Origin of the sequence: Ramlibacter rhizophilus, from assembly GCF_004681965.1 — a bacterium.
GTDB lineage: Bacteria > Pseudomonadota > Gammaproteobacteria > Burkholderiales > Burkholderiaceae_C > Ramlibacter > Ramlibacter rhizophilus.
On the sequence record NZ_SMLL01000003.1, the window covers coordinates 716,764 to 742,703 of the forward strand.

A 25,940-nucleotide genomic window follows, 5' to 3' on the forward strand; every position below is an offset into this window, starting at 1 on the left:
GCACTCACCATGAACCAAGCCACTCCCGTTGCGGCGACCCAGCCCAAGCTCGCGGTGCGCAACCTGAACTTCTATTACGGCAGCTTCCACGCGCTCAAGTCCATCAACCTGGACATTCCCGAGAAGAAGGTCACCGCCTTCATCGGCCCGTCCGGCTGCGGCAAGTCCACGCTGCTGCGCACCTTCAACCGCATGTTCGAGCTCTATCCCGAGCAGCGGGCCGAGGGCGAGATCGTCCTGGACGGCGAGAACCTGCTCACTTCGCGCAAGGACGTCGCGCTGATCCGCGCCAAGATCGGCATGGTCTTCCAGAAGCCCACGCCCTTTCCGATGTCCATCTACGACAACATCGCCTTCGGCGTGCGCCTGTTCGAGAACCTGGGCAGCAGCGACATGGACGAGCGCGTCGAATGGGCGCTGCGCAAGGCGGCCCTGTGGAACGAGGTCAAGGACAAGCTGGACCAGAGCGGCGCGGGCCTGTCCGGCGGACAGCAGCAGCGCCTGTGCATCGCGCGCGGCATCGCCATCAAGCCCGAGGTGCTGCTGCTGGACGAGCCCTGCTCGGCGCTGGACCCGATCTCCACCGCCAAGATCGAGGAACTCATCGCCGAGCTGAAGGACGAATACACAGTGGTCATCGTCACGCACAACATGCAGCAGGCGGCGCGGTGCAGCGACTACACCGCCTACATGTACCTGGGTGACCTGATCGAGGTGGGCGAGACCGAACAGATCTTCTTCAAGCCCAAGCGCAAGGAAACCGAGGACTACATCACCGGCCGCTTCGGCTGACCGCACTCAACAGAAGAAGACCCACCATGCCCGACAAGCACATCTCCGCCCAGTTCGACAGCGAGCTCAACGGCGTCTCCTCCCGCGTGATGGAGCTCGGCGGGCTGGTCGAGTCGCAGATCCACCAGGCGGTTTACGCGCTCTCGCACTTCAGCACCGAGGCGGCCAGCCAGGTGATGGAGATCGAGACCCGCGTCAACGGCATGGAAGTGGAGATCGACCGCGACCTGGCCTCCATCATCGGCCGGCGCCAGCCCACCGCGCGCGACCTGCGCCTGCTGCTGGCCATCTCCAAGACCACGGCCAACCTGGAGCGCGTGGGCGACGAGGCGACCAAGATCGCGCGCATGGTCAAGTCCATCATCGAGAGCGGCTCGGCGCGGGCCCTGCCCACCAGCGACCTGCGCACCTCCGCGGACTTGGCCGCAGGCCTGCTGCGCAAGGCGCTGGATGCCTTCGCCCGCCTGGACACGAGCGCCGCGGTGACCATCCTGAAGGAAGACAACCTGATCGACGAGGAGTTCGACGGCTTCCACCGCAAGCTCATCACCTACATGATGGAAGACCCGCGCACCATCTCGGCCAGCCTGGACCTGCTGTTCCTGGCCAAGGCCATCGAGCGCATCGGCGACCACGCCAAGAACATCGGCGAACTCATCATCTACGTGGTCAAGGGAGCGGACGTGCGGCACTTCTCGATGGAGCAGATCGAGTCGGCCGTGCGCTGAACGAAGGCATGAAACTGCACCCCCGGGTCCTCATCGTCGAGGACGAGCCGCACATCGCCGAGCTGATCGCGGTCAACCTGCGGCACAACGGCTTCGCGCCCACCTGGAGCGAGGACGGCAGCGCCGCCCAGCGCGAGCTCGATGCGGCGCTGCCCGACGTCATCCTCCTGGACTGGATGCTCCCGGGCCAGAGCGGCATCGCGCTGGCCCGCAAGTGGCGCGCCGACGCCCGCACCAAGGGCATCCCCATCCTCATGCTCACCGCCCGCGGCGACGAGCCCGACAAGGTCGCGGGCCTGGATGCCGGCGCGGACGACTACATCACCAAGCCCTTTTCCACGCAGGAGCTGCTGGCGCGAATCCGCGCCGTGCTGCGCCGCCGCGCGCCGGAGCAGGTCAACGACGCCGTCACGCTCGGCGAGCTCACGCTCGACGCCGCCACGCACCGCGTGAGCTGGCGCGGCCAGCCGCTCAAGCTCGGGCCCACGGAATTCCGGCTGCTCAACTACCTGATGAAGCATCCCGAGCGCGTGCACAGCCGCGCGCAGCTGCTCGACAAGATCTGGGGCGACCACGTCTATATCGAGGAGCGCACCGTGGACGTCCACGTCAAGCGCCTGCGCGAAGCGCTGGGCGAGGCGGGCAGCATGGTCGAGACCGTGCGCGGAGCCGGCTACCGCCTGGCCAGGCCCGTGACCACGGACACCCGCAGCGCCTGATGGCCTGGCGCCTCGCAAGCTTCCTGCTGCTGCTCGCGGTCGGTGGGTCGCTGGGCGCCTACTGGATGCGCGGCTGGGGGGCCGCCCTGGGCCTCGCGTTGGCGGCCACGCTGTGGGTGCTGATGGACCTGTGGCGCGGCCTGCGCGTGCTGCGCTGGCTGCGCCGCCCCGAGGCCGGCCCGCCGCCCCGGCTCTGGGGTTTGTGGGGCGACGTGGCTGACCATGCCCGCCGCGCGCTGCGTGCCCGCGAGAAGGACACCGCCCAGGCCCAGCTGCGCCTGCAGGAATTCCTGGCCGCCATCCAGGCCTCGCCCAATGGCGTGGTGCTGCTCGACGCTGCGGGCCACATCGAGTGGTGCAACCAGACCGCCGCCCTGCACCTGGGTTTCGACGCGCAGCGCGATCTGATGCAACTCATCGGCAACCTGCTGCGCGACCCGGGCTTCGCCGCCTATTACGCCAGCGGCGACTACGGCCACGACATCGTGATCCCGGGGCGCGGTGGCCCGGCCTCGCGCCCGAGCCGCATCTCCGTGCAGCTGCATCCCTACGGCGAGGGCCGCAAGCTCCTGCTCTCGCGCGACGTCACGGCCCTGGAGCAGGCCGAGACCATGCGGCGCGACTTCGTCGCCAACGTCTCGCACGAGATCCGCACGCCGCTCACGGTGCTCACCGGCTTCGTGGAGACGCTGCAAAGCCTGCCCCTGTCCGCCGAGGAGCGCTCGCGCTACCTGGGCCTCATGGCCCGGCAGGCCGAGCGCATGCAAGGCCTGGTCAACGACCTGCTCACCCTCTCGCGCCTGGAAGGCAGCCCCATACCCGGCCTGGGCGAGTGGGTGGGCGTGGGCTCGCTGGCCGCGCAGTGCGAGGCCGATGCCCGCGCGCTCACGGAGTCCCTGGGCAAGGGTCACACGCTGGTGTTCGGCCCGGCACCCGCCCTGGAGGTCGCCGGCATGGCGACCGAACTCCTGAGTGCGGTGAGCAATCTCGTGGGCAATGCCATCCGCTACACGCCGGCCGGCGGCCGCATCGAGGTCACCTGGAGCGGCAGCGCCGAAGCCGGCCTGGCCTTCAGCGTGCGCGATACCGGCCCGGGCATCGAGGCCGAGCACCTGCCGCGCCTGACCGAGCGCTTCTACCGCGTGGACCGAAGCCGCTCGCGCGAAACCGGCGGCACCGGCCTGGGCCTGGCCATCGTCAAGCACGTGGTGCAGCGCCATGGCGGCGAACTGCGCATGGCCAGCACACCGGGTGCGGGATCGACCTTCGGCTTCCAGCTGCCGCCCGCGCGCGTGCGGCCGGCCGTCACCGCGTCGCGCGCGACGCTCGCCAGAGCAGCGCCATGAACGACAGCGCCGTGAGCACCAGGGCGAGGGCACCGGCGCCCCAGAAGGCCCGCGGCGACTGCAGCGGCGCGATCCCGGGCAGGCCCTGGTAGGCCAGCAGGTAGCCGCCCCCCAGCCCCACGCCCCAGAGCAGCAGGCAATACACCACCAGCGAGGCCGTCGCGATGCCGAAGCTGCGCAGGACGAACACGCACACCGCCTGCAGCGAGTCGAACACGTGGTAGGCCGCCACCCAGGGCAGCAGCGCCGCGGCGAGGGCGACCACCGGCGGGTTGGGCCCGGCGAACAGGCGCGCGAGCGGCTGCTGCAGCAGCACCAGCGCCAGTGCGCTGGTCAGCGAGAGCGACAGCGCCAGTTGCAGCCCCAGGCGCAGCGCCTGCCGTGCCCGTGCGGGCTCGTTCGCACCCAGCCAGTAGCTCACGCGCGCGCTGGCCGCAATGCCCAGGGACAGCGGCATCATGTACAGCAGGCCCGTGAGGCTGGCCGCCACCTGGTGGCTGGCCGCGGCCACGGTGCCCAGGCGAGCGATGAAGAGCGCCATGAGCGTGAAGGAGGTCACCTCCACCATGATCGCCAGCCCCGTGGGCACGCCCAGGCGCAGGAAGCCGCGCAGTGTCGGCACGTGGGGAGGCTCCAGGCGACGCCAGATGTCGTAGGGCCGGTACAGGGCCGCGCCGCGCAGCAGCAGTACCGCCACCCCCACCATGAGGCTGTTGACGGTGAGCGTGGCCCAGGCCGCGCCCGCAAGACCCTGGGCGGGCAGGCCGAGCCCGCCGAAGACGAACCAGATCGACAGCGGCACCTTCACCGCCAGCGAAGCGACCTGGATCCAGGTGACCAGGACCGGCTTGCCCAGGCTCTGGTTCAGCGTGCTGTAGAGGCGAAAGAGCAGGGCCGGCGGCAGCGCGAAGGCCAGGATGGCCAGGTAGTCGCGCACCGGTCCCTGCAGCTCGGGTGGCACCTGCGTGGCGCGCAGCAGCGGCCCGGGAAAGAGCAGCGCCAGCATCCCCACGGCGGCCGTGAGCGCCGACAGGTACAGCGACTGCCGCACCGAGCGGCCGAGTTCCTCGTGCCGTGCCGCGCCGCGCAGGTGCGCCCAGACCGGCAGCTGGGCCTGCAGCACGCCCATGAGGCCCACGAACACGCTGATGAACACGGCCGAGGCCACCGACAGCGCAGCGAGCGCCTGCGGTGCGTAGCGGGCTGCGACCAGCGTGTCGGTGACGCCGAAGGCCATCACCGCCACCTGCCCGGCGAACACCGTGCCGGCGTGCCGGGCGATGGTGCGGACTTCTCCTGCGCGCGTGCCCGTCGTCACGGCGATGCGCGGCGGTACAGGCGCAGGGTGTCGTCGGCGTCGCGCGGACGGCGCACCGTGGTCACCCATTGCCAGCGGTCCATGGCCAGGGCCGCCTCCTCGTCCGGCGTCACGGCCGCGGCCAGCACGCGCCAGGGGCACTGCGGGCTGGCCCCGGCCTCGCGCAGCCGCAGCTCGCCGTGGTGGCGCAGGGCCGCCACCTGCGCGCGCGTGAGGCCGGCCACCTCGACGCAGCCCGGGCGGTCCAGGGCCGCCACGATGCCGCTGACCGAAGGCACGTAGCTGCGCGCGTAGTCCAGCACCGGCAGCCACAGCGACATCACCAGCAGCCAGCACAGCGCCGCGCCGCCGGCCGGCAGCACCAGCGACTTCCACAGCGCCGAACGGTGGCGTCCCACGCGCCAGCGCACCAGCCAGCCCCAGGCGAGAGTCCCGGCGAGGGCGGCCGCGAAGGCGACCACCGTGAAGCGGGGCTCGAAGCCCGGCAGCAGCCGCAGCACGTTGGCAGCCGGCTTGGCCGGCACGCCCGTCTGCAGCGAAATCCACACGACCCAGATCACCAGCACGCAGCCCGTGAAGAAGAGGAGCGTGAACCAGTCCACCAGCGCGGAAACCGTCCGGCTCAGCGTGGGCAAGGCAAAAGCCGCGAGTGCGGCGAGCGCCGGCAGGCCCAGCAGCAGGGCGCGGTCACTCGGTACGCTGGCGAGCGCGAATCCGAGGGTGATGACCCCGAAGCCCAGGGGCAGCGCCACGTGGCGGCTCTGCAAGCGGTGCCGCCAGCGCCACACGGTCCAGGCCGCCAGCGGCCAGGCCGGCCAGGTGAACCACAGCAGCAGGCGGGCGAAGCTGGGCCAGTCGCGGTCCCAGCCGTCCAGGCGCCAGCGCCACAGGTCCAGCACGCCCACCACGGCCGCCACGCCGGCACCGGCCGCCAGCACGCCCAGCACCGTCGCCCGCCGGGCGCGGGCGGTCTCGAAAGGCAGCGCGGCACCCCGTTCGCGACCTTCCAGCCACAGCAGCGCGGCGCCAAGGGTCGCGAACAGGACGGCCAGCGTGGGAGCGCCCGCGAGCGCGAGGCCGAGCAGGCCCAGGAGCAGGCCGATCCAGGGCCAGGGTGCCGCCCGCGGCAGCGCCGCCAGGCCGTAGAAGACGAGGGCCGTGCAGCCCAGCTGGGCGAGGGCGGGGGTGGTTTCGTGCGAGAGCTGGGCGAGCCCCAGGCTGGCGATCAGGGCCAGCAGTCCGGCGTCGGCCAGGGCGCGGGCGTAGTCGGTGGGCCGCGCCTCGCCGCCGAAGGCGAAGGCCACCGGCTGCGCGCCGGGTCGGCGGGCCAGGTGGTACAGGCCCCACCAGGTGCAGGCCAGCGTGAGCACCAGCAGGGCCACGAAGGGCACGCGGGCGGCGACGTCGGCCGGGACGCCCGGGGGCGCCGCCATGATGGCCCAGGCGCCCAGCCAGTAGGCCAGGAGCGACTCGAACTGCGGCGGCTGCCCGAGCAGGGTGGGTGCCATCCACGCCGCCTCTCCCTGCGCCAGCGCCAGCATGTAGCCGAAGGCCGTCATGTCCTGCGCCTTCCAGGGCTCCCGCCCGACGAAGCCGGGCAGCACGTAGGCCACGCACAGCAGCAGCAGCGCCCCGCGCGGCAGGGGCCGCACGGCGTGCTGGGCCACGATGGCAGGCGTGGGGTGGTTCACTCGGTCGGCGTGGAGGCTGCTTGGAAAAGGCGCAAGAAAAAGGGCAGCACGGTCACCCGGGCTGCCCTGGTTCGGAACGCGCGCCGGCTTACTTGGCGGCGGTCTTGCCGAAGCGATTGCGGAACTTCTCGACGCGGCCGCCCATGGTGTCCACCGACTTCTGCGTGCCGGTGTAGAAGGGGTGCGACTCGCTGGAGGTGTCCAGCTTGTAGAGGGGGTATTCCTTGCCCTCGAAGGTGTCGGTCTCGCGGGTGTTGCAGCACGAGCGCGTGACGAACTTGAAACCGTTGGAGAGGTCCACGAAGAGGACTTCGCGGTAGTTGGGGTGCTTGCCTTCTTGCATGAAAGAGGTCCTGGTTGCAGGTGCGGGAGCCGGTCCGGCCGATCCGGGCTACTTTCCGCGGGAAACCGGCGATTATAGCGGCGGCCGGGGTTCAGCCACCCCGGCGCATCATGTCGAAGAACTCCACGTTGGTCTTCGTGGCCTTCATGGACTTGAGCACCATCTCCATGGCTTCGATCTCGTCCATGTTGTACATGAACTGCCGCAGGATCCGGGTCTTCTGCAGGATCTCGGGCGCCAGGAGCAGTTCCTCGCGGCGGGTGCCGGAGCGATTGAGCTGGATGGAGGGGAACACGCGCTTTTCGTACAGGCGCCGGTCCAGGTGCAGCTCGCAGTTGCCGGTGCCCTTGAACTCCTCGAAGATCACTTCGTCCATGCGGCTGCCGGTGTCGATCAGCGCCGTGGCGATGATGGTGAGCGAGCCGCCTTCCTCCACGTTGCGCGCCGCGCCGAGGAAGCGCTTGGGGCGCTGCAGCGCGTTGGAGTCCACGCCGCCGGTGAGCACCTTGCCCGAGGAGGGCACCACGTTGTTGTAGGCGCGGGCCAGCCGGGTGATGGAGTCCAGCAGGATCACCACGTCCTTCTTCAGCTCCACCAGGCGCTTGGCGCGCTCGATCACCATTTCGGCCACGTGCACGTGGCGGGCGGCGGGCTCGTCGAAGGTGGAGGCGATGACCTCGGCCTTCACCGAGCGCTGCATGTCGGTCACTTCCTCGGGCCGCTCGTCCACCAGCAGCACCATCATGTAGCTGTCCGGGTAGTTGGCCGAGATGGCATGGGCGATGTGCTGCATCATCACCGTCTTGCCGCTCTTGGGCGGCGCGACGATCAGCGCGCGCTGGCCCTTGCCGATGGGGGCGATGATGTCGATCACGCGCCCGGTGATGTTCTCCTCGCCCTTGATGCCGTCGCGCTCGAGCTTCATCTGCTCGCGCGGGAACAGCGGCGTGAGGTTCTCGAACATGATCTTGTGCTTGTTGTCCTCCGGCGCGCGGCCGTTGACCTTGTCAAGCTTGGTGAGGGCGAAGTAGCGCTCGCCGTCCTTGGGCGTGCGCACCTCGCCCTCGATCATGTCGCCGGTGTGCAGGTTGAAGCGCCGCACCTGGCTGGGCGAGATGTAGATGTCGTCGGTGCTGGCGGTGTAGCTGGTGTCGGGGCTGCGCAGGAAGCCGAAGCCGTCGGGCAGGATCTCCAGCACGCCGTCGGCGAAGACCTGTTCACCCGCGCGAGCGCGCTTCTTGATGATGGCAAACATCAGCTCCTGCTTGCGCATGCGCCCGGTGTTCTCGATCTCGAGCTCTTCGGCTTGCTTGAGGACTTCGGAGACGTGCAGGGCCTTGAGTTCGTTTAAGTGCATGGCGTGGGACTCGCGATGACACCCCTTGCGGAGTTCTTGTTGGGGATGAACGGGGAAGGTTCGAAAGCGAGGCCGAGGGTTGCCTCACGAACCGGAACTCGAACTGGCCGCCAAGGCCGGCGCCAGTGAATGACGGGCATTATAGGGATGAAAAAAGGGCCCCGAGGGGCCCTTGGCTTTGCCGACCGTGGCTGGGGTTCACGCGAGTTGCTGGTCGATGAAGGCGGTGAGCTGAGCCTTGCTCATGGCGCCGACCTTGGTGGCGGCGAGCTGGCCGCCCTTGAACAGCATCAGCGTGGGGATGCCGCGGATGCCGAACTTGGCCGGGATGTCGCGGTTCTCGTCGACGTTCATCTTCGCGACCACCAGCTTGTCCTGGTAGGCGGTGGACACCTCGTCCAGGATGGGGGCGATCATCTTGCAGGGGCCGCACCACTCGGCCCAGTAGTCGACCAGCACGGGCTTGTCGGACTGCAGGACGTCGGACTCGAAGGACTTGTCGGAGATGTGCTTGATGAGATCGCTGGCCATGATGCGCTTCCTGGTTGCGGCGGCCCTGCCGCCGGCGGATACAGTGCGGGCATTGTGACAGAAACCTCTTTCCCGCAGCGCGCCCCCGCTCGGCCTGGAATGCTATGGATGCGATAGCGACGCACGCATCCGCCCACCGCAGCGTGGCGCTGGTATGACCGTCGCCGTGATCGGCGCCGGCCCGGCGGGCCTGGCCGCCGCCGAGTGCCTCGCGCAGGCGGGCCTGGCGGTGCACGTCTTCGACGCCATGCCCTCGGCCGGGCGCAAGTTCCTGCTGGCCGGCCGGGGCGGCCTGAACCTCACGCATTCGGAGCCGCTGGACGATGTCCTGCGCCGCTTCCGGCCGGCCGAGCCGCTGCTGGCGCAGGCCGTGCGCGACTTCGGCCCCGAGGCCCTGCGCGGCTGGGCCGCGGGCCTGGGCATCGAGACCTTCGTGGGCAGCTCGGGCCGGGTCTTTCCGCGCGAGATGAAGGCCGCGCCCCTGCTGCGCGCGTGGATGCACCGGCTGCGCGCGGCGGGCGTGGTGTTCCACATGCGGCATCGCTGGTGCGGCTTCGAGGCCCGCACCTCGGAGGCCGCGCCGCCGGTGCTTCGCTTCCTCACCCCTGCGGGCGAGCAGACGCACGAGGCCCGCGCCGTGGTGCTCGCCCTGGGCGGCGCGAGCTGGCCGCGCCTCGGCTCGGACGGCGCCTGGGTGCCGCTGCTCGAAGCGCAGGGCGTGGCGGTCGCGCCGCTCGCGCCGTCCAACTGCGGCTTCGACGTGGCGGGCGGCTGGAGCGAGCACTTCGCGAGCCGCCATGCGGGCCAGCCCCTGAAGACGGTGGCCATCGAGGTGGACGGCCGCATGCGGCGCGGCGAGTTCGTCGCCACCGCCACGGGGATCGAGGGCAGCCTCGTCTATGCGGCTTCGGCGGCCCTGCGCGAGCGCATCGCCCGTGAGGGGGAGGCTCTGCTGCACATCGACCTGCTGCCTGCGCGCACGCCCGCGCAGGTCCTGGCCGAAGTGGCGCATCCGCGCGGTTCGCGCTCGCTGTCCAGCCACCTCAAGAGCCGGCTGGGCCTGGACGGCATCAAGCTGTCGCTGCTGTACGAGTGCCTGCCGCGCGAGGACATGCAGGCGCCCGGGCGCCTGGCCGCGGCCATCAAGTCATTGCCGCTGCGCCTGGCCCGGCCGAGGCCGCTCGAGGAGGCAATCAGCACCGCCGGCGGCGTGCGCTTCGACGCGCTCGATGACGGCCTGATGCTGCGGGCCTGCCCCGGCGTCTTCTGCGCCGGCGAGATGCTGGACTGGGAGGCGCCCACCGGCGGGTACCTGCTCACCGCGAGCTTCGCCACGGGGCGGCGCGCGGCGGGCGGGGTGCGGGACTGGCTGTCCCTCAGAACTGCATCCGGTAGTACAGGCTGACCTTGCCCTTGCGCGGTCGCAGTGACACGCGGGCGCCGTTGTCCAACTGCATGCCCAGGAGATCGCGCAGCGACACCCGCCGCGGCGCGGACAGCTGCATTTCCACGCGGGCGCCGTAGAGCGGCTCGTCATCCAGCGCGCCGTCCAAGCGGGGCGTGGGCGTGACGCGGTGCCAGACCTGGGCGTCGAACTGCCGTCCCGCGACCGGGGCGGGGCGCCAGCGCAGGCCGAGGTTCAGGACCGCCGGCTGGACCGCCGAGGCGCGCTCGGGTGCCAGGCTGGCGATCTGGGTGGGAGGGCCCGATGCCGGCTGGGCCAGCAGGAGCAGGTCGATATGCGGCAGCGCGGCAGAACCCGGCGGCGGCTCCGGTGGCGCAGCGATCGCGGGCCCGGCCAGCAGCGCGGTGCAGGCGGCCAAACGCTTCCATTTCACCCGGGCCTGGGACCCGGGCCGACCCGCGCACGGTGCGACGAGTGCCATGGCGAACCTCCCTGTCTGTCTCTCTGTTTGCAAGCAGAGTAGATCGCCCGCCGTCGGGCTCGAGTGGGATCGTGGCTCGGCCGCGTGTAGTCGGCGTCTTATCCACGAGCCGGCCGCCACGACCTAAGATGCGGCGGGCCGGCACGGCCACCGTGCAAGTGCTCCACCCACCCAGCCAAGCAAGGAGACATCATGAACAACAAGCACCTCTTCACCTTCGCGGCCTGCGCCGCGCTGCTGGCCGGTTGCGGCACCGGCATGGGCGGCATGGGCGGCATGGGGGGCGGTTCAGCCGCGCCCCAGGCGGTCGCCCGCCTGCAGCCCACCGCCGGCAACCAGGTCACCGGCACCGCCACCTTCACGCAGCGCCAGGGCGGGGTCCACGTGGCCGGCGAAGTGCGGGGCCTGAAACCCAACTCGGAGCACGGCTTCCACGTGCACGAGAAGGGCGACTGCTCCAGCCGCGACGCCACCAGCGCCGGCGGGCATTTCAACCCCGGTGGGCATCCGCACGGCATGCCCGGGCACGGTGCGCACCATGCCGGCGACATGCCCAACCTCAAAGCCGACGCCGCGGGCGTGGCCCGCTTCGACGTCACGCTGCCGGCACTGAGCGTGGCCAGTGGCGCCAATGCCGTCACCGGGCGCGGCCTTGTCGTGCATGCCGGCCCCGACGACTATCGCAGCCAGCCCGCGGGCGACTCGGGCCCGCGCCTGGCCTGCGCCGTGATCACGCGCGCCTGAAGCGTCAGGCCGCGCGGGTGGTGCGCCAGCGCTGCACCTCCAGGATGCCGCCGCCCAGCCCGGCCAGCGTGACCGCCGCGATGGCGATCACGCCGGCCACCGGCACGTTGGCCAGCAGCAGGACGAGCAGCAGGGCCAGGGCCACGAAGAGCAGTTCGAGGCCGAAGCGACCCGGCCCCTCGCCCAGGGGCTGGCGGCGCATCGCGCGGCGAAGCAGCCGCGCGATGAACACGGCGCCCAGGAGCAGCCCCAGCAGGAGCAGCAAGGGCAGGAGCGACAGCACCATCACCCCGAGCGGAATGCCGATGATGGTGATGAACAGAAGCCCCGCGATCACCGGCACCGCGAACGTGGCGAGCAGGCCCAGGCCGAGGCTCGCACCCGGGTGGCTTCGGATGCGTTCGGCCGAGCGGAACGCCAGGCCCGGTGCCACCAGCAGCAGCACCGCCGCGAAGGCCAGCAGCCCCAGGAAGAACAGCACGGCGCCGATGCCGGCCGCCCAGGCCGACGCCTGGGATGCCTCGCGCGGCACGGGCGCCGGCATGCGTGGCTCGCGCGGCTCGGTGCGCGGGGCCGCCTGCGCGTCCTCGCGCGTGACCGGACCGGTCACCACCGCGCCTTCGGCGCGCCGCAGTTCGCTGTCGCTGGTGTAGCGCAGCGCGCCCTGGATGCGTGCCTGCGGACCCAGCTCGATGGTCTGGGCCGAAAGGCGTGCGTCGCCGGCGATCTCGCCGTCGATCACGATGCGGCGCGCGCGCGCATCCAGGTCCTGCCCGAGCCGGCCCGCCACGGACACCTCGCCACCGTAGAGCCGTGTCTGCCCTTCCACGCGCGTGGCCGGGCCCAGGCGCACGTTGCCGCCGATGACCCGCAGCTCGCCGCCGATGGCGGTGTCGATGTGCACGTCACCGCCGCCCGCGCGCAGGTCCTCGCCCACGGGCTGCAGCACCTCCACCGAACCGCCTGCCAGCGAGGCGTCGCCCGCCACCGGCTGGTCCAGCAGCACGCGGCCGCCCGCCGCGGAGAAGTCGCCCGGCACCGGGGCCGACAGGCGCACCTGCCCGCCGGCGGTATAGACGTTGCGGTCGATGTGCACGGCGGCCGCGCCATCGCCTGCCTCGCCGCGCACCTGGGCGCCAGCCGGCATGGGCGAGAGCGGGGCCAGCGCTCCGGCCAGGGCCAGCAGCCCGCCGAGGAGGCGGCGCCGCGCGAAAACGGTTGCGGTGGCTTGGGTCATGGGATCACTCCTTGGTTCGTACTTTTCAGCCATCGTGCCAAGCCGGCGGCGCGGCTGGCTTGCCCGCGTTGCCGCCATGGCCTACGCTGGTGCCCCGGGGGGCTTCCAGCCACGTTGGCCCGCCTGCCGCCCGATGAGGAGACAAGCCATGCCAACCCCATCGCGCGGCACCGCCGCGATCCGTACCCTGGCCCTCACCGGCGCCGCCGCCGGCGGCAAGACCACGCTGGCCGAGGCCCTCCTGGCCGCCACCGGCGCCATCGGCGCGGCCGGCAGCATCGAGCGGGGCAGCACCGTGAGCGACCACGACGTCCTCGAGCGGCGCATGCAACACTCGCTCGTCGCCTCCGTCCTGCACCTGGACCACGGCGACACCCGAATCCACCTCATCGACACCCCCGGCGCGCCGGACCTGCTGGGGCAGGCGCTGCCCGCGCTGGAGGCGGTGGACACCGTGGCGGTCGTCGTCAATGCCGCCACCGGCATCGAGCCCATGGCCGTGCGCATGATGGACTATGCGGCGCAGCGGCAGCTCGATCGCTTGATCATCGTCAACAAGATCGACGGCGGCAGCGACCTGCAGGCCCTGCTGGCCGAGCTGCAATCGACCTTCGGGCGCGAATGCCTGCCCGTCAACCTGCCGGCCGGCGACGCCAGCCGGGTGGTGGACTGCTTCTTCAGCCGCGAGGGCGAGGCCGACTTCTCCAGCGTCGATGCGGCGCACCGCGCCCTGGTCGAACAGGTGGTGGAGGTGGACGCCGGCTTCGTCGAGCGCTACCTCAACGACGGCGACGTGGACGCCACCGAGCTGCACGCGCCGCTGGAGCAGGCCCTGCGCGAAGGCCATCTCATCCCCGTGTGCTTCGTCTCTGCGCGCACCGGCGCGGGCGTCCCGCAGCTGCTGGAGGTGATCGACAAGCTGCTGCCGCATCCCGGCGAAGGCAACCCGCCGCTGTTCCTGCGCGGCGAGGGAGAGGAGGCCGAGCCCGTGACCGCGAGGCCCGAGCCGGACCTGCACGTGCTCGCCCATGTCTTCAAGGTCACGGTGGACCCCTACGTGGGCAAGCTCGGCATCTTCCGCATCCACCAGGGCACCGTCACGCCCGGCAGCGAGCTGTACATCGGCCACGCCCGCAAGCCCTTCAAGGTCGGCCACCTCTTCATGCTCCAGGGCAAGGACCACGTGGAAGTGACGCACGGCGTGCCGGGTGACATCTGCGCCGTTGCCAAGGTGGAGGACCTGCACCACGACGCCGTGCTGCACGACGCGGCGGAAGACGAGCACATCCACCTCAAGCCGCTGGCCTTTCCGGTGCCGGTGCACGGCCTGGCCATCGCGCCCCGGCGGCGCGGGGACGAGCAGCGCCTCTGGGACGTGCTGGGCAAGCTGGTGGACGAGGACCCGTGCCTCAAGCTGGAGCGCGACGCCAACACGCACGAGACCATCGTCTACGGCCTGGGCGAGCTGCACCTGCGCGTGCTGCTGGATCGGCTGCGCGAGGTCTACAAGCTGGAGGTGGAGACGCATCCACCGCGCATCGCCTACCGCGAGAGCATCACCGCACCGGCCGAGGGCCACCATCGGCACAAGAAGCAGACCGGCGGGGCGGGGCAGTTCGGCGAGGTGTTCCTGCGCGTGGAGCCGCTCGGGCGCGGCGAGGGCTTCGACTTCGTGGACCAGGTCAAGGGCGGCGTCATCCCCTCGCAGTTCATGCCCGCGGTGGAGAAGGGCGTGCGCCAGGCCCTGGCCGAAGGCGTGATCGCCGGCTACCCAGTCACCGACCTGCGCGTCGTGGTCTACGACGGCAAGCACCACACCGTGGACAGCAAGGAAATCGCCTTCGTCACCGCCGGCCGCAAGGCCCTCATGGCGGCGGTGCGCGAGGCCCGGCCCGTGGTGCTGGAGCCCGTGGTGGACGTGGAGATCACCGCGCCGGAAACCGCCATGGGCGACATCACCGGCGATCTTTCCTCGCGGCGCGGGCAGGTCAACGGCACCGCGCATGCGGCGGCCGGGCAGATCGTGGTGCGCGGGCAGGCGCCGCTCTCGGAGCTCATGACCTACCAGTCGCGGCTGAACGCGATGACCAGTGGGCAGGGGCGCTTCACCCTGGCGCTGTCGCACTACGACCCGGTGCCCGGCACCGTGCAGCAGGAGCTGGTGGGCAAGTACAAGGTGCGCGATGAGGAGTAGGGCGCAGCACCGCTTCGACCCGCGCGCGCTCTACGCCCGCTACGGCGAGCGGGTCGAGCTCTGGACGGTGGCCCTCATCCTCCTGGTCGCCGCTGCGCTCTGGGCCTTCGTGGCCCTGGCCGGCGAGGTGCTGGAAGGCGACACCCACGCCATCGACCAGGCCATCCTGCTCGCGCTGCGCACGCCGGGACAGCTGGACGACCCGCTGGGCCCGGGCTGGGTCGAGGAGCTGGGGCGCGACTTCACGGCCCTGGGCGGCGTCGGCGTGCTGGCCTGCATCACGCTGGCGGTCGCCGGCTACTTCCGGATCCAGCGCCTGCACCGCGCCATGTGGCTGATGCTGGTCGCCGTGGGCGGCGGCCTGGTCCTGAGCACGCTGCTGAAGATGGGCTTCGACCGCCCGCGCCCCGAGCTGGTCCCGCACGGCTCCATCGTCTACACGGCGAGCTTTCCCAGCGGCCATTCCATGATGGCCGCCGTCACCTACCTCACCCTCGCCGTGCTGCTGGCGCGTGTGCAGGAGCGCATGGCGGTCAAGTCCTACGTCCTCACGGTGGCGGTGCTGGTCACGCTGGCTGTGGGCACCAGCCGCGTCTACCTGGGCGTGCACTGGCCCACCGACGTCCTCGCCGGCTGGACGGTAGGCGCGGCCTGGGCCCTGTTCGTCTGGCTGGTCACGCGCTGGCTGCAGCGGCGCGGGCAGGTGGAGGGCGAGGGCGAGGGGGCATGAGCCCCCGCAAGCGGGCCTTGTACGCCGACGCTGACAGCGGCCATCTCGTTCGTCCCACACCGCAATGGCTCAGCCAGTCAGAGGATGAGCCCCATGCAAGTTGCGGCACACAGCAGATTTGTCACCCTCACGGTCCCTGACCAGCGGCTCTGGGTCCGCGTGCTCGCGTTCCTGTTCCGGGCCCCGGTTCCCAAGGTCAAGCGCGACTTCATCGCCACCACGGATGCCCACGGAGAGTGGCAGTTGCAGGAGTGCTCGCTGGGCGAGTATTGAAGCGCAAATTCGCCTGGGGCCACTTGCGTCCCATCCGTTTGCCCTGAGAACGTCGATGGGCCGCGGCCGCAGACATCCCCTTCCCATCCGTTTGCCCTGAGCTTGTCGAAGGGTCTGCGCAAACCTTCCCTCTCCATCCGTTCGCCCTGAGGTTCTCTCGAAGCGCCTGAAAGCCTTCCGCGCGGCTTGCCCCTCAGTGCAAACCCCCGTGCCGCAGGCGCCCAGCCTCCCTACAGTCCGGCGCGGACAGTCCCGTCGTACCCACCAGGAGCCTTCATGCCCATTCCCCGCCGCCGCGCCCTTGCCAACCTCGCCGGGCTCGGCGCCCTCGCTGCCTTCGGCCCCGCGCTGGCCCAGGGCGCGGCGTATCCCAGCAAGCAGATCAACCTGGTGGTCTCCTACCCCGCCGGCGGCGACACCGACGCCCTCGCGCGCCTCTACGCCGAGAAACTCGCCGCCCGCTTCAACCAGCCCGTGGTCGTGGAGAACCGCCCTGGCGCCAGCGGCACCATCGGCAACGCCTACGTGGCCAAGGCCGCGCCGGACGGCTACACGCTGCTCTTCACGCCCAACACCATCTCCATCGCCACGCTGGTGATCAAGGCCGGCCCGAGCGGCCCGGCCTATGACGCGGTCAACGATTTCACGCCCATCATCCAGGCCGGCAGCCAGTCGCTGTTCCTGGTGGTGAACACGGCCACCGGCGTCACCAGCGTGAAGGAACTCGTCGAGGCCGCCAAGGCCGGCAAGATTCGCAGCTACGCCAGCCCGGGCAGCGGTTCACCCATGCACATCCTGGGCGAGACCTTCAACAAGGCCGCCGGCGTGCAGATCGCGCAGGTGCCGTATCGCGGCAGCGCCCCGGCCATCGTGGACCTGGTGGGCGGCCACATCCCCTTCATGTACACCACCCTCGGCCCGGTGGCCCAGCACATCGCCTCCGGCAAGCTCGCCGCCATCGGCGTGGCGGACGCCAAGCGCTCGCCGCTGATGCCCAACGTGCCCACGCTGGCCGAGGCGGGCTATCCCGACGTGCTGGTCGGTGCGTGGCAGGGGCTCATGGGGCCGAAGGGGCTGCCGCAGAACGTGGTCCGCACGCTCAACACCGCGATGAACGACATCATCAAGATGCCGGATGTCATTCCGCGCATGACCACCATGGCGCTGGTGCCGGTGGGGGGGGAGCCGGCGGTGCTGGGGCGGGCGAATGCGGAGGATCACAAGCGGTACTCGAAGCTGATTCAGGAGTTTGGGATTCGGGCGGAGTAGTTGAGCCGGCGCATGTCTTGGGGAGTGAGTTGGCTCCTTAGGTGGCGTTAACTCGTTCGTGGCTAGCCGGGTCTCGCCCCGGCGGGCGACCTACTTTCTTTTGCTTCGCCAAAAGAAAGTAGGCAAAGAAAAGGCGACCCCGGTGGCCGTGTCCCTCTTCACCGCTGCGCGGTGAAGAGGGACACCTGCGGTGCTCGGACGGCGGGGGAAGCGGGCCAAACTCGCCCTGCGGGCTCAGACACGGCCCGCTTCTTTTTCCCCGCCGCCCTGCGCTCCTCGGCACGTCCACAGGGGAGGGGGGCGGGCCATCGCTGCGCTCGGCCCCGACTAGAACCCGAGGACACGGCCGCAGGCCGTGTCGGTCCCTCTCTGCCGCCCGTGTGGATGCGCCTGCGCCGGAGGGCTTCGGCCGGAACAAGGGCCGCGTGCTGTCTGAGCCCGCAGGGCGAGTTTCACGCGGACCCCGGCCGAAGCGCTCCGGCGCAGGTTGCCCCGCGGCGAAGCCGCGGGGTCGCAGCCACCCGGGTCGCCTTTCTTTGCCTACTTTCTTTGGCAAAGCAAAGAAAGTAGGTCGGCCGCCGGGCCGAGACCCGGCAAGCCACGCATGAAGCGATTCACCGCCAGCGCAAGCCCATCAAAGCAAACATGAGTTGGCTTCCAACCTTCACCCCGGAGGAGGGCTGGGATCGAGCCGGTGAGAAGTCGCCCGGCTGGCGCGGACGCGCGCTTCGCGGCATCGGGGGCCTCGGCACGAAGACGCGTGGAAGAAGTTGACGAGCCTTACCCCCGGCACTGGCTACACAGTTAGGGCTGCTTGGTTCCCCACCTGACCCGTTTGGCCGCTTCACCATGCGGGGAGGCCCGTCAGGGGCGATTGTAGGCGAGGCGGGGGGCGGCTCTGCCTGGGACCACGAAGGTTTACACCCCACCCCGGCCCGTAGAATCGCCGCCCATGTCCTACCTCGTGCTGGCCCGCAAATACCGTCCGAAGACGTTCAGCGAGATGGTGGGGCAGGAGCATGTGGTGCAGGCACTGTCCAATGCGCTGACGCAGCAGCGGCTGCACCACGCCTACCTCTTCACCGGCACGCGCGGCGTGGGCAAGACCACGGTGTCGCGCATCCTGGCCAAGTCGCTCAATTGCCAGGGGCCGGACGGGCAGGGCGGCATCACCGCGCAGCCCTGCGGCGTGTGCCAGGCCTGCATGGACATCGACTCCGGGCGCTTCGTGGACTACACCGAGCTGGACGCGGCCTCCAACCGCGGCGTGGACGAGGTTCAGTCCCTGCTGGAACAGGCGGTGTACAAGCCGGTGCAGGGGCGCTTCAAGGTCTTCATGATCGACGAGGTGCACATGCTCACCGGGCATGCCTTCAACGCCATGCTCAAGACGCTGGAGGAGCCGCCCGAGTACCTCAAGTTCGTGCTCGCCACGACGGACCCGCAGAAGGTGCCGGTGACGGTGCTGTCCCGCTGCCTGCAGTTCAACCTGCGCCCCATGGCCCCCGAGACGGTGCAGGAGCACCTGGCCCGCGTGCTGGAGCGCGAGAGCGTGCCGGCCGACGCCGCGGCGCTGCGCCTGCTCGGGCGCGCGGCGCGCGGGTCCATGCGCGATGCGCTGTCGCTGTCGGACCAGGCCATCGCCTTCGGCAGCGGCCGCATCGAGGAAGCCGCCGTGCGCCAGATGCTGGGGAGCGCGGACCGCAGCCATGTGTTCCGCCTGCTCGATGCGCTCGCCCGCGCCGACGGCCGCGAGGTGGTGGACACCTGCGAGCAGCTGCGCCTGCACGGGCTCTCGGCCGGCTCCACGCTCGAGGAGATGACCGCCGTGCTGCAGCGCATGGCGGTGCTGCAGGCGGTGCCCTCGGCGGCCGATGACACGGACCCGGAGGCGGCAGAGATCGCGCGCCTCGCCGGGCTCATGCCGGCCGACGAGACGCAGCTTCTCTACAGCCTGTGCCTGCATGGCCGCGCCGAGCTGGGCCTCGCGCCCGACGAATACGCGGCGCTCACCATGGTGCTGCTGCGCCTGCTGGCCTTCAAGCCCGCGGCCGAGGCGGCCACGGCGGAAAAAAAAACTCTGCCTGAGCCCGTGAGGGCGCCTGCGGCTGTGCCACTCCCTCCCCCTCTGGGGGAGGCTAGGGGTGGGGGCCCGCGCGCCGACGGTGCAGTGGGTAGGGGTGGCCCCCATCCCAGCCTTCCCCCAGGGGGGGAAGGAGCGGAGGCCGAGGGCCCGCGCGCCGACGAAGCAGCCGGTGGGGGTGGCCCCCATCCCAGCCTTCCCCCAGGGGGGGAAGGGGCCGAGCCGGAGGACCCGCGCGCCGTCGCCCCCGCCCCGCCCGGCCAGGTCGTCCCCGTGGTCGATTCCGCAGCCGCCCCGGTCCGTCGCCCCGGCGCCGTACCCGACGGCCGCCCCGCCACACCGGTCGTCGGCGTGCCGGTGCGCCAGGCGCCCGAGCCCGCCCGCGAGTCGTCCTATGCGCAGCGCAGCGCCACGTCGTTCACGCCGAGCGAGGAGGGCGACTTCTGGCACGCCACCGTGCAGGCCCTCGTGGCGGCCGAGGCCGTGACGGCGCTGGTGCGCGAGCTGGCCCTGCAGTCGCAGCTCGTCGCGCGCGACACCGACCACTGGCTGCTGCGCATCGAGCGCGAATCGCTCAACCAGTCCAGCACGCGCGAGCGCCTGCAGGCGGCGCTGCAGGGCGCGGGCTTCGCGGTGACGCTGGGGGTGGAGATCGGCCCGGTGAGCGACAGCCCGGCGCGGCGCAATGCGCACGCGGCCGCCGAGCGGCAGCGCGCGGCCGAGGAAGCCATCCACGCGGACCCCTTCGTGCAACAGATGATGCGGGACTTCGGCGCGAGAATCGTGCCCGGAAGCATCAAGCCGGTGAACGGCACCCACAGCTAAAGGAAACCCACCATGTTCAACAAGGGACAGCTTGCCGGCCTCATGAAGCAGGCCCAAACCATGCAGGACAACCTCAAGAAGGCGCAGGACGAACTCGCCACCATCGAGGTCACCGGCGAGTCCGGCGCCGGGCTGGTCAAGGTCACCATGACCTGCAAGCACGACGTGAAGCGGGTCGAGATCGACCCCAGCCTCCTGGCCGACGACAAGGACATGCTGGAAGACCTGGTCGCCGCCGCCTTCAACGCCGCCGTGCGCAAGGCCGAGGAGACCTCCCAGGAGAAGATGGGCAAGATCACCGCCGGCATGCCGGGCCTGCCCGGCGGCATGAAATTCCCCTTCTAGACCCGCACAGGGAGCCCCGCTCCCGACCACCTCCAGGCCCCAGCCCCTTGCCATCCCCCACCCTCCCCGCGCTGATCGAGGCCCTGCGCCGCCTCCCCGGGGTGGGGCAGAAGACGGCCTCGCGCATGGCCTACCACCTGCTGCAGCACGACCGCGAGGGCGCGCAGCTGCTGGCCCAGGCCCTGCAGCAGGCGGCCAGCCGCATGCGCCACTGCGCGCTGTGCCACACCTTCACCGAGGACGAGGTCTGCGAGACCTGCCGCAATCCGCAGCGGGACCGCAGCAAGCTCTGCGTGGTGGAAACCCCGGCCGACCAGGCTGCCGTGGAGCGCACGGGCGCGTTCCGGGGCCTGTATTTCGTGCTCATGGGCAAGCTCAGCCCGCTGGACGGCATCGGCCCCAAGGACATCGGCCTGTCCACGCTCTTCGAGCGCGCCACGGCCGGCGAGGTGCAGGAGGTCATCCTGGCCACCAACTTCACCGCCGAGGGCGAGGCCACGGCCCACGTCATCGGCGAGGCGCTCAAGGCCCGGGGCCTGAAGGTCACGCGCCTGGCGCGGGGCGTTCCGGCCGGCAGCGAGCTCGAATACGTGGACCTGGGCACCATCGCCCACGCGCTGGTGGACCGGCGCTGAGCCCCCGCGGGCCGCCCCGAGGCGGTGTGATTTCGTGCGGCGAATCCACGGTGGAAACCCCAAGGGGGATGGTCCCGATGCCTGCGCCGGGGACCCTTGGCTAAGCTGGGTTCCCACCAGGAGAGGAGCCATGTCCAGCCGCCGCATCAGCCGCCGCACCTTCACCACGGCAGCCGTCTTCGCGGCGGCCGTGGGCGTGCCGCTGGTGCGTGCCCAGGGCGCGCGGCCGGAGCGCTCGCGCGTGACCATCGTGCACGGCAGCCGATCGTCCATCCCCGCGCTGCCGCTGACCATCGCCGAGCAGCTCGGCTACTTCCGCGCCGAGGGCGTGGAGGTGGAGTTCGTCGAGCAGGCGCCGGCGGCCCGTTCGCTGCAGGACGGCGGCGCCGGGCCCGGGGACGTGGTCTGCGGGCCCTTCGAGCAGGTCGTCCAGCTGCAGGGCCGCGGCCAGTTCTTCCAGTCCTTCGTGCTGCAGGGGCGCGCACCGCAGGTGGCGGTGGGCGTGTCCACGCGCGCCATGCCCGGCTTTCGCGGCGTGGCGCAGCTTCGCGGGCACCGCGTGGGCGTCGCCGCGCCGGGGCTCATGTCCGGCATGGTGGCGCGCCTGGTGCTCGCCCGCGGCGGGCTCGACCCGGCGGACGTGAGCTACGTCGGCCTGGGGGCCCAGTGGGAGGCGGTCTCCAGCTTCCGCGCCGGGCAGCTGGAGGCCATCGCCCACACCGACCCGGTCATCACCCACCTGGAGCAGCGCGGCGAGCTGCGCATCATCGGCGACACCCGCACGCTCAAGGGCACGCAGGAGATCTTCGGCGGCCCCATGCCCGCGGGCTGCCTCTACGCGCCGCAGGAGTTCATCCAGAAGAACCCGCTGACCTGCCAGGCCCTGGCCAACGGCGTGGTGCATGCCCTCAAGTGGCTGCAGACCGCCGGGCCGAGCGACATCATCCGCACGGTGCCGGAGGCCTACTTCATGGCCGACCGGGCCCTGTACCTGGCGGCGTTCAACAAGGTGCGCGAGGCCATCTCCCCCGACGGCGTGATGGCCGACGAAGCCGTCCGCACCGCCATCCGCACCGTCGCGCGCTTCGACGCCGCCGTGCGCATCGACCGCATCGACGCCAGTCGGGCCTACACCAATGACTTCGCGCGGCGGGCCAAGGACAAGTTCCACGCCTGAACGGCGGCAGGGTGCTAGCCTCCCGTCATGCCTCCGAACACCGCCGGCCTGCAGGCCATGCGCGATCTCCTGGCCCTGCTGCCGGCGGCCACGCGCAGCAGCATGGTCGCCATGTACCGTGAATCGCTGGACCAGCAGCTCCAGCTCGTCGCCGACGGCCTGGCCGGGCGCGCCGGCGCCGAGGTCCTGCGCGGCGCGCTGCACAAGCTGGCGGGCGCGGCCGGCATGATGCAGGACCAGCCGCTGTCCGCGGCGGCCCGCGAGCTGGACGACGCCATGCAGGCGGGCGCCGCGCGCCGGGTGCCCGGCCTGCACGCGCAGCTCCTGGCGCGAAGCGACACCACGCGAGAGGTGTTGCTGCAGGTCGAGGCGGCGGGCTGATTCCTCGCGGGCGCGCACCGCACCTCGGGCCGGCGCCGCGAAAAGAGGCCCAAGCCCGCCCCTTGCCACCGCTTCGAGCCGGGCCGTCCACTTCCAGAATCGGCGCGTATTCCTACGCACGCCGGATTCCGGCTTCACTGGACAAGCATGCAATCCATTCTCGCGGTGGACGACTCCGCGTCCATGCGCCCGGCGTCGATGCGCTCGACAAGGCCGAGGCCCATGCCGTGGACCTGGTCCTGCCGGGGCCGGGCCAGCGGGAAAACACTAGGCCCGCGGCGGTGCGGGGCAGGGCACCATACGCGGCTTTGAATCGTTTCAAGTCATAACGAAGGAGCCTCCCCGTGAACACCGCATCCAAGCGCACCGGCCCGCTGCGTTCCACCGTCGTCGCCACGGCCCTCGGCCTCGCCGCCCTGGCCGCGCACGCCCAGGACAAGCCCGTGGAACTGAAGCTGGCGCACTGGGTGCCGCCCAACCACGCCATGTTCAAGACGGCGTGGGAGCCCTGGTCCAAGTCGGTCGAGGCGGCCTCCAACGGCACCATCAAGGTCCGGATCTTCCCGGCGCAGCAACTGGGCAAGGCCGCCGACCACTACGACATGGCGCGTGACGGCATCGCCGACATGACCTTCGTCAACCCCGGCTACCAGGCGGGTCGCTTCCCCATCATCGCCGCGGGTGAACTGCCCTTCCTGGTGAGCAAGCCCGGCCCCGCCTCCGCCGCGCTGGACGCCTGGTACCGCAAGTACGCGCCCACCGAGATGAAGGACGTGAAGGTCTGCCTGGCGCACCTGCACGTGGGCACCATCCACAGCAAGAAGCCGATCACCGAGCCCTCGCAGATCAAGGGCATGAAGATCCGCTCGTCCAACGGCACCAACGCCGCCTTCGTGTCGCTGCTGGGCGGCACCAACGTGCAGGTGTCCGCGCCCGAGGCGCGCGACGCGCTGGAAAAGGGCGTGGCCGACGCGCTGTCCTTCCCCTGGGAATCGGTGATCAGCTTCGGCATCGACAAGGCGGTGAAGTACCACAGCGACATGCGCCTGTACGCCTCCAACTTCGTCTGGGCCATGAACAAGGGCTTCTACGACAAGCTCTCGGCCAGCCAGAAGAAGGTGATCGACGACCACTGCAACAACGAGTGGGCGGCCAAGGTCGGCGCCGGCTGGGGCGACCTGGAGGACGGCGGCCAGGCCAAGCTGGAAAAAACCGCAGGCCACACCATCGTCAAGCTCACGCCTGCCCAGGTGGACCAATGGCGCAAGGCCGCCGAGCCCCTGTACGTGCAGTGGGCCCAGGCCGTGGACAAGACCGGCGTGAACGGGCAGCAGGCCCTGGCCGACCTGCGCCGCGAGATCGACGCGCGCAAGGCCAACTGAGCACGGGGCGGTCCACGGTTTGATGAATCGCTTCCTTGCCGCCACCGAGCTGGTGGCGGCCTTCTTCCTGCTCGCCATCGCGCTGCTCACCGCGGGCAACGTGCTGCTGCGTGACCTCTTCGCCATCCAGATCCCGGACTGGTTCGATGGCGCCCGCATGCTGCAGGGCATCGCGCTGTTCTGGGGCGTGGCCCTGACCACCTACTACGGCAGCCACATCTGCGTCGATCTGCTCTGGGAACACCTGGGCGCGCGCGGACGCCGCGTCATCGACCTGCTGGCCACCGCCATCGTGCTCGCCTTCCTCGCGCCCATGGCCTGGATGATCTGGATCAAGGTCGGCAGCACCGGCACGCAAGGCACCATGGACCTGCGCCTGCCGCTGGTCTGGTTCTATGGCGTGGCCGCGGTCGGCGCCGTGGTGGCAGCCGTGCTGGCCCTGGTGCGGCTCGTGTACCTCGCCACCGGTCGCGACGAGCGGCTCATCCCGAACCTGGTGGACGGCCAGGACGCCCCCAACGAACCGCGTGCCAACGTCTGATGGATCGTGATCTTGTCGCCCTCCTGGGCTTTTTGGGCATGTTCGCCCTCATGGCCCTGCGCGTGCCCATCGGCATCGCCATGGCCATCGCGGGCGTCTGCGGCTTCGCGGCCCTGACCAGCTGGGGCCCGGGCATGAACCTGCTGGCCAACGTGCCCCTGTCGGTACTGACCGACTACAACCTCACCGTCATCCCCATGTTCATCCTCATGGGCGCCTTCGCTTCGCGCGGCGGCATGAGCGGCGAGTTGTTCAAGGCCGGCCGCGCCTGGCTCGGGCACCTGCGCGGCGGCCTGGCCATGGCCTCGGTCGCCGCCTGCGGGGGCTTCGCGGCCATCAACGGCTCCTCGGTCGCCACCGCCGCCACCATGGCGCAGGTGGCGCTTCCGGAGATGCGCCGTGCCGGCTACCACCCGGGCCTCTCGGCGGGCCTCGTGGCCGCGGGCGGCACGCTGGGCATCATGATCCCGCCCTCGGTGATCTTCGTGCTCTACGGGATCATGACCGAGACCGACATCAAGAAGCTCTTCGCCGCCGGCGTGATCCCGGGCCTCATGGCCGTGGCCTTCTACTTTGCCGTGGTGCAGATCATCAGCCGCCTGCGGCCGGACCTGCTCCCGCGCGGCGAAGCGCACACCTGGTCCGAGCGCCTGTCCTCCCTCAAGGACCTGTGGGCCGTGGTGCTGCTGTTCCTCTTCGTGCTGGGCGGCATCTACGGCGGCCTCTTCACCGTCTCCGAAGGCGCAGGGGTCGGTGCCACCGGAACGCTCGTGATCGGCCTCGTGCGCCGGCGCCTGGGCTATCGCGAGATCAAGGCCGCCATGATCGACACGCTGCGCGTGTCCTCGGCCATCATGATCATCGTGGTCGGCGCCTTTCTCTTCGGCTACTTCCTCACCATCACCCAGTTCACGCAGAAATCGGTGGACTTCCTGGTCGGCCTGCCGATCGGCCCCTATGGCGTGCTGGCGCTGATCCTGGTGGGCTACTTCATCCTCGGCGCGATCATGGACGAACTGGCCATGATCCTGCTCACGGTGCCCATCGTGTTCCCGGCCATGATGCAGCTGGGCTTCGATCCGATCTGGTTCGGCGTGATCATCGTCATGGCCGTGACCTTCGGCATGATCTGCCCGCCCATCGGCATCAACGTGTTCGTCATCAACTCGATAGCGCGGGACATCACCCTGGGCGGCATTTACCGGGGGACGTTTCCGTTCATCGCGGCGGATATCGTGAGGCTGGTGATTGTCTGTGCGGTGCCGGGGGTGGCGCTGTGGTTGCCGGGGTTGATCGAGTAGGTCTGCGTGCTCTCTTTGACGAGCTGATGCTTCGTTCGTGGCTTGCCGGGTCTCGCCCCGGCGGGCGACCTACTTTCTTTTGCTTCGCCAAAAGAAAGTAGGCAAAGAAAAG

25 protein-coding genes and 1 other RNA gene are annotated in these 25,940 nt (G+C 70.5%); 18 read left to right on the forward strand and 8 right to left on the reverse strand.

What is annotated here, in order from left to right:
- The first annotated feature begins 9 nt into the window (after positions 1 to 9).
- The 4 genes from pstB to phoR are packed head-to-tail and all read left to right on the forward strand — an operon-like array spanning position 10 to position 3,585.
- Positions 10 to 792, forward strand: a complete 783-nt coding sequence (pstB, locus tag EZ242_RS09770) for a phosphate ABC transporter ATP-binding protein PstB (protein ID WP_135284945.1) — start codon at positions 10 to 12, stop codon at positions 790 to 792.
- Between the two features lie 26 nt (positions 793 to 818).
- Complete coding sequence (gene phoU, locus EZ242_RS09775; RefSeq protein WP_135284946.1) at positions 819 to 1,520, forward strand: phosphate signaling complex protein PhoU; 702 nt, start codon at positions 819 to 821, stop codon at positions 1,518 to 1,520.
- 8 nt (positions 1,521 to 1,528) lie between these two features.
- Complete coding sequence (phoB, locus tag EZ242_RS09780; protein WP_135284947.1) at positions 1,529 to 2,239, forward strand: phosphate regulon transcriptional regulator PhoB; 711 nt, start codon at positions 1,529 to 1,531, stop codon at positions 2,237 to 2,239.
- Positions 2,239 to 3,585, forward strand: coding sequence for a phosphate regulon sensor histidine kinase PhoR (gene phoR / locus EZ242_RS09785; RefSeq protein WP_135284948.1), 1,347 nt, complete (start codon positions 2,239 to 2,241; stop codon positions 3,583 to 3,585). The genes phoB and phoR overlap by 1 nt, the downstream gene beginning before the upstream one ends.
- Here phoR and EZ242_RS09790 read toward each other — a convergent pair.
- The 5 genes from EZ242_RS09790 to trxA form a co-directional block, all read right to left on the reverse strand.
- Positions 3,545 to 4,903, reverse strand: coding sequence for an MATE family efflux transporter (locus EZ242_RS09790; RefSeq protein ID WP_276606536.1), 1,359 nt, complete (start codon positions 4,901 to 4,903; stop codon positions 3,545 to 3,547). The genes phoR and EZ242_RS09790 overlap by 41 nt on opposite strands.
- A complete protein-coding gene (locus EZ242_RS09795) occupies positions 4,900 to 6,570 on the reverse strand; it encodes a hypothetical protein (RefSeq protein ID WP_420821241.1) in 1,671 nt (556 codons plus the stop codon). Before EZ242_RS09795 ends, EZ242_RS09790 begins: the two co-directional genes overlap by 4 nt.
- A 112-nt stretch (positions 6,571 to 6,682) precedes the next feature.
- Positions 6,683 to 6,937: a type B 50S ribosomal protein L31 gene (locus tag EZ242_RS09800; RefSeq protein WP_135284951.1), complete on the reverse strand. Its 255-nt coding sequence runs from the start codon at positions 6,935 to 6,937 to the stop codon at positions 6,683 to 6,685.
- 91 nt (positions 6,938 to 7,028) lie between these two features.
- The gene (rho, locus tag EZ242_RS09805) at positions 7,029 to 8,294 is read right to left on the reverse strand and encodes a transcription termination factor Rho (protein WP_135284952.1); all 1,266 of its coding nucleotides are present in this window, start codon (positions 8,292 to 8,294) and stop codon (positions 7,029 to 7,031) included.
- Between the two features lie 198 nt (positions 8,295 to 8,492).
- Positions 8,493 to 8,825 (reverse strand): thioredoxin TrxA, encoded by a 333-nt coding sequence (gene trxA, locus EZ242_RS09810; RefSeq protein ID WP_135284953.1) that lies wholly within the window; start codon positions 8,823 to 8,825, stop codon positions 8,493 to 8,495.
- Between the two features lie 154 nt (positions 8,826 to 8,979).
- Between trxA and EZ242_RS09815 the strand changes: the two genes are divergently transcribed.
- Positions 8,980 to 10,230 carry a TIGR03862 family flavoprotein gene (locus tag EZ242_RS09815; protein WP_135284954.1) on the forward strand — a complete coding sequence of 417 codons (1,251 nt, stop codon included), beginning with the start codon at positions 8,980 to 8,982 and terminating at the stop codon, positions 10,228 to 10,230.
- Here EZ242_RS09815 and EZ242_RS09820 read toward each other — a convergent pair.
- Positions 10,202 to 10,711: a hypothetical protein gene (locus EZ242_RS09820; protein WP_167784704.1), complete on the reverse strand. Its 510-nt coding sequence runs from the start codon at positions 10,709 to 10,711 to the stop codon at positions 10,202 to 10,204. The two genes, EZ242_RS09815 and EZ242_RS09820, sit on opposite strands and share 29 nt — an antisense overlap.
- 192 nt (positions 10,712 to 10,903) lie before the next feature.
- On the opposite strand from EZ242_RS09820, the gene EZ242_RS09825 reads away from it, so the two are divergent.
- Positions 10,904 to 11,455 carry a superoxide dismutase family protein gene (locus tag EZ242_RS09825; protein ID WP_135284956.1) on the forward strand — a complete coding sequence of 184 codons (552 nt, stop codon included), beginning with the start codon at positions 10,904 to 10,906 and terminating at the stop codon, positions 11,453 to 11,455.
- A 4-nt stretch (positions 11,456 to 11,459) separates the two neighbouring features.
- Here EZ242_RS09825 and EZ242_RS09830 read toward each other — a convergent pair whose 3' ends face one another.
- A complete protein-coding gene (locus EZ242_RS09830; protein ID WP_135284957.1) occupies positions 11,460 to 12,692 on the reverse strand; it encodes a bactofilin family protein in 1,233 nt (410 codons plus the stop codon).
- A 148-nt stretch (positions 12,693 to 12,840) separates the two neighbouring features.
- Here EZ242_RS09830 and fusA point away from each other — a divergent pair, with 148 nt between their 5' ends.
- From fusA to EZ242_RS09850, 4 genes are all read left to right on the forward strand, one after another.
- Positions 12,841 to 14,886 (forward strand): elongation factor G, encoded by a 2,046-nt coding sequence (fusA, locus tag EZ242_RS09835; protein WP_135284958.1) that lies wholly within the window; start codon positions 12,841 to 12,843, stop codon positions 14,884 to 14,886.
- Entirely contained in the window at positions 14,876 to 15,616 is a 741-nt protein-coding gene (locus EZ242_RS09840; protein WP_135284959.1) for a phosphatase PAP2 family protein, read from the forward strand. The genes fusA and EZ242_RS09840 overlap by 11 nt, the downstream gene beginning before the upstream one ends.
- Positions 15,617 to 15,709: 93 nt before the next feature.
- Complete coding sequence (locus EZ242_RS09845) at positions 15,710 to 15,889, forward strand: hypothetical protein (RefSeq protein ID WP_135284960.1); 180 nt, start codon at positions 15,710 to 15,712, stop codon at positions 15,887 to 15,889.
- A 276-nt stretch (positions 15,890 to 16,165) separates the two neighbouring features.
- Complete coding sequence (locus EZ242_RS09850) at positions 16,166 to 17,158, forward strand: Bug family tripartite tricarboxylate transporter substrate binding protein (protein WP_135284961.1); 993 nt, start codon at positions 16,166 to 16,168, stop codon at positions 17,156 to 17,158.
- 769 nt (positions 17,159 to 17,927) lie between these two features.
- On the opposite strand, the gene ffs is transcribed toward EZ242_RS09850, so the two are convergent.
- An RNA gene (ffs, locus tag EZ242_RS09855) (signal recognition particle sRNA small type) lies at positions 17,928 to 18,024 on the reverse strand.
- Positions 18,025 to 18,110: 86 nt separating this feature from the next.
- Between ffs and dnaX the strand changes: the two genes are divergently transcribed.
- From dnaX to EZ242_RS09895, 8 genes are all read left to right on the forward strand, one after another.
- On the forward strand, positions 18,111 to 20,066 hold the full coding sequence (gene dnaX, locus EZ242_RS09860) for a DNA polymerase III subunit gamma/tau (protein ID WP_135284962.1): 1,956 nt from the start codon (positions 18,111 to 18,113) through the stop codon (positions 20,064 to 20,066).
- A 12-nt stretch (positions 20,067 to 20,078) separates the two neighbouring features.
- Positions 20,079 to 20,411 (forward strand): YbaB/EbfC family nucleoid-associated protein, encoded by a 333-nt coding sequence (locus EZ242_RS09865; RefSeq protein WP_135284963.1) that lies wholly within the window; start codon positions 20,079 to 20,081, stop codon positions 20,409 to 20,411.
- 47 nt (positions 20,412 to 20,458) lie between these two features.
- Positions 20,459 to 21,046, forward strand: a complete 588-nt coding sequence (gene recR / locus EZ242_RS09870) for a recombination mediator RecR (protein ID WP_135284964.1) — start codon at positions 20,459 to 20,461, stop codon at positions 21,044 to 21,046.
- A 130-nt stretch (positions 21,047 to 21,176) separates the two neighbouring features.
- The gene (locus EZ242_RS09875) at positions 21,177 to 22,223 is read left to right on the forward strand and encodes an ABC transporter substrate-binding protein (protein WP_135284965.1); all 1,047 of its coding nucleotides are present in this window, start codon (positions 21,177 to 21,179) and stop codon (positions 22,221 to 22,223) included.
- Between the two features lie 27 nt (positions 22,224 to 22,250).
- Positions 22,251 to 22,604, forward strand: coding sequence for an Hpt domain-containing protein (locus EZ242_RS09880; RefSeq protein ID WP_135284966.1), 354 nt, complete (start codon positions 22,251 to 22,253; stop codon positions 22,602 to 22,604).
- Between the two features lie 344 nt (positions 22,605 to 22,948).
- On the forward strand, positions 22,949 to 23,986 hold the full coding sequence (locus EZ242_RS09885) for a TRAP transporter substrate-binding protein (RefSeq protein WP_240787034.1): 1,038 nt from the start codon (positions 22,949 to 22,951) through the stop codon (positions 23,984 to 23,986).
- A 22-nt stretch (positions 23,987 to 24,008) separates the two neighbouring features.
- On the forward strand, positions 24,009 to 24,527 hold the full coding sequence (locus EZ242_RS09890; RefSeq protein WP_135284967.1) for a TRAP transporter small permease: 519 nt from the start codon (positions 24,009 to 24,011) through the stop codon (positions 24,525 to 24,527).
- Positions 24,527 to 25,828 (forward strand): TRAP transporter large permease, encoded by a 1,302-nt coding sequence (locus tag EZ242_RS09895; protein ID WP_135284968.1) that lies wholly within the window; start codon positions 24,527 to 24,529, stop codon positions 25,826 to 25,828. Before EZ242_RS09890 ends, EZ242_RS09895 begins: the two co-directional genes overlap by 1 nt.
- The last annotated feature ends 112 nt before the right edge of the window (positions 25,829 to 25,940 follow it).

Excerpts from the sequence above, each read along its gene's own strand:
- pstB (WP_135284945.1), top strand. The coding sequence starts at position 10 with ATGAACCAAGCCACTCCCGTTGCGGCGACCCAGCCCAAGCTCGCGGTG.
- phoU (WP_135284946.1), top strand. The coding sequence starts at position 819 with ATGCCCGACAAGCACATCTCCGCCCAGTTCGACAGCGAGCTCAACGGC.
- phoB (WP_135284947.1), top strand. The coding sequence starts at position 1,529 with ATGAAACTGCACCCCCGGGTCCTCATCGTCGAGGACGAGCCGCACATC.
- phoR (WP_135284948.1), top strand. The coding sequence starts at position 2,239 with ATGGCCTGGCGCCTCGCAAGCTTCCTGCTGCTGCTCGCGGTCGGTGGG.
- EZ242_RS09800 (WP_135284951.1), bottom strand. The coding sequence starts at position 6,937 with ATGCAAGAAGGCAAGCACCCCAACTACCGCGAAGTCCTCTTCGTGGAC.
- rho (WP_135284952.1), bottom strand. The coding sequence starts at position 8,294 with ATGCACTTAAACGAACTCAAGGCCCTGCACGTCTCCGAAGTCCTCAAG.
- trxA (WP_135284953.1), bottom strand. The coding sequence starts at position 8,825 with ATGGCCAGCGATCTCATCAAGCACATCTCCGACAAGTCCTTCGAGTCC.
- EZ242_RS09815 (WP_135284954.1), top strand. The coding sequence starts at position 8,980 with ATGACCGTCGCCGTGATCGGCGCCGGCCCGGCGGGCCTGGCCGCCGCC.
- EZ242_RS09820 (WP_167784704.1), bottom strand. The coding sequence starts at position 10,711 with ATGGCACTCGTCGCACCGTGCGCGGGTCGGCCCGGGTCCCAGGCCCGG.
- EZ242_RS09825 (WP_135284956.1), top strand. The coding sequence starts at position 10,904 with ATGAACAACAAGCACCTCTTCACCTTCGCGGCCTGCGCCGCGCTGCTG.
- EZ242_RS09830 (WP_135284957.1), bottom strand. The coding sequence starts at position 12,692 with ATGACCCAAGCCACCGCAACCGTTTTCGCGCGGCGCCGCCTCCTCGGC.
- fusA (WP_135284958.1), top strand. The coding sequence starts at position 12,841 with ATGCCAACCCCATCGCGCGGCACCGCCGCGATCCGTACCCTGGCCCTC.
- EZ242_RS09840 (WP_135284959.1), top strand. The coding sequence starts at position 14,876 with ATGAGGAGTAGGGCGCAGCACCGCTTCGACCCGCGCGCGCTCTACGCC.
- EZ242_RS09845 (WP_135284960.1), top strand. The coding sequence starts at position 15,710 with ATGCAAGTTGCGGCACACAGCAGATTTGTCACCCTCACGGTCCCTGAC.
- EZ242_RS09850 (WP_135284961.1), top strand. The coding sequence starts at position 16,166 with ATGCCCATTCCCCGCCGCCGCGCCCTTGCCAACCTCGCCGGGCTCGGC.
- dnaX (WP_135284962.1), top strand. The coding sequence starts at position 18,111 with ATGTCCTACCTCGTGCTGGCCCGCAAATACCGTCCGAAGACGTTCAGC.
- EZ242_RS09865 (WP_135284963.1), top strand. The coding sequence starts at position 20,079 with ATGTTCAACAAGGGACAGCTTGCCGGCCTCATGAAGCAGGCCCAAACC.
- EZ242_RS09875 (WP_135284965.1), top strand. The coding sequence starts at position 21,177 with ATGTCCAGCCGCCGCATCAGCCGCCGCACCTTCACCACGGCAGCCGTC.
- EZ242_RS09880 (WP_135284966.1), top strand. The coding sequence starts at position 22,251 with ATGCCTCCGAACACCGCCGGCCTGCAGGCCATGCGCGATCTCCTGGCC.
- EZ242_RS09890 (WP_135284967.1), top strand. The coding sequence starts at position 24,009 with ATGAATCGCTTCCTTGCCGCCACCGAGCTGGTGGCGGCCTTCTTCCTG.
- EZ242_RS09895 (WP_135284968.1), top strand. The coding sequence starts at position 24,527 with ATGGATCGTGATCTTGTCGCCCTCCTGGGCTTTTTGGGCATGTTCGCC.